This is a genomic window from Pontibacter qinzhouensis, from assembly GCF_008017455.1.
GTDB lineage: Bacteria > Bacteroidota > Bacteroidia > Cytophagales > Hymenobacteraceae > Pontibacter > Pontibacter qinzhouensis.
Window position 1 is genome coordinate 1 of the sequence record NZ_VRTY01000213.1, and the last position, 1,303, is coordinate 1,303.

Below are 1,303 nucleotides of genomic sequence, written 5' to 3' on the forward strand. Positions count from 1 at the left end.
TTTGCTGCGCTGCAACTGGAGCTCGTGTTGGCGCATTACCCTCTCTTCCTGCTGCCTTACAACCTGCGCACGGTTTATGACAACGGCATGTTGCAGCTCCATAGGATGGCCGCCCCGGCTCATCAAAGGTTTGCCGGTTTGCTCCTGGTAATAAGCCGCATCTTGCTGGTACTGCTTCATGTCCTCTTCATACTGCTTCATTTCCTGCTCGTACTTCTTTATTTCTTGTTCATAGGCCTTTTTTTGCTGCTCATACACCTTCTTGTCCTGTTCCGATGCTCCCGGCGGTAAGGGTGCAATGGGAGGCGCAGGCGGCACTACCACATTAATAGGTGGCACAGGAGGCATAGGTGGCAAAGGTGGAACAGGCGGCATGTCGAACTGAAAGTTGATGCTGTCGCCATCGAATAGCCGGAACTGGTAGTTAAACCCGTTGTTTTTCGTTTGCTGATGGGCTCTTTCTACTGATGCCTTTGCCGCTTGCATGGCGGCGTTTACCTCCTGTCGGGTGGCTTTAGGAGCCTTTTGGGTTGCCTCCAGCCGCTGGTTCAGGAGCGTATTATAAGCTGCCATGTCTTTTTTCGGAATTCGTTTCCCGTTCACATACAGCTCCGTCACTTCTCCTTTTTTATTTTTGATGATGACCACATCGTCTGCTTTGCCATTGCCATCTTGCAGCGTGTACACAAACGCCGACGTTGTTTCAGTAGTCGAATCGGGGGGGGCAACGGTAGCGTCATCAGTTTCTTCTGTTTCTGAAGCAGGGGCCGCAGCCGGAAGTACCAGGGCAATTTCTTCTGTTGCCACAGCAGAGTCTTGGGCGGCAGGTTTAAAGCTGGCCAGGGCACCAAACGAAAGTACCGAAAGTCCGGCCACCAGCACCAGCGCCGCCACAAATCCTTCAGAAAAGGTCGGGCGAAGGGCAGGCTGCTGTACCAGCCGTTTAATGCGGTGCAGCAAAGTGCCATTTTTGCCCGATACTGCCAGCGCCATGGCAGGTGCAGTTGGCAACCGCATCGCCTCCAGCTCCGCCAGAGCGCGTGCGTAGGTAAGAGGGCTGCCGCAAAGCGCCACCGCCAAGTCGTCGCAGCAGTGTTCTCGCTCAGCCCGCACCACCCCCGACATCCACCACACAGCCGGATGGTAAAAAAACAGCACGTCGGCCACCGACTGCAGCAGGTTCAGGAGGTAGTCTTTGCGGAGAATGTGTGCCAGCTCATGCGCCAGAATAGCCTCTACCTGCACCTGCGACAGCCCGGTAACGGCACCAACCGGCAGCAAAATAACTGGCTTCAGGTAGCCA

At 55.0% G+C, this 1,303-nt stretch carries 1 protein-coding gene; it reads right to left on the reverse strand.

Annotated elements, in window-relative coordinates; genetic code table 11:
* Window positions 1–1,303: M56 family metallopeptidase (locus FVR03_RS24690; RefSeq protein ID WP_187270297.1), on the reverse strand; the 1,303-nt coding region annotated here is incomplete at both ends.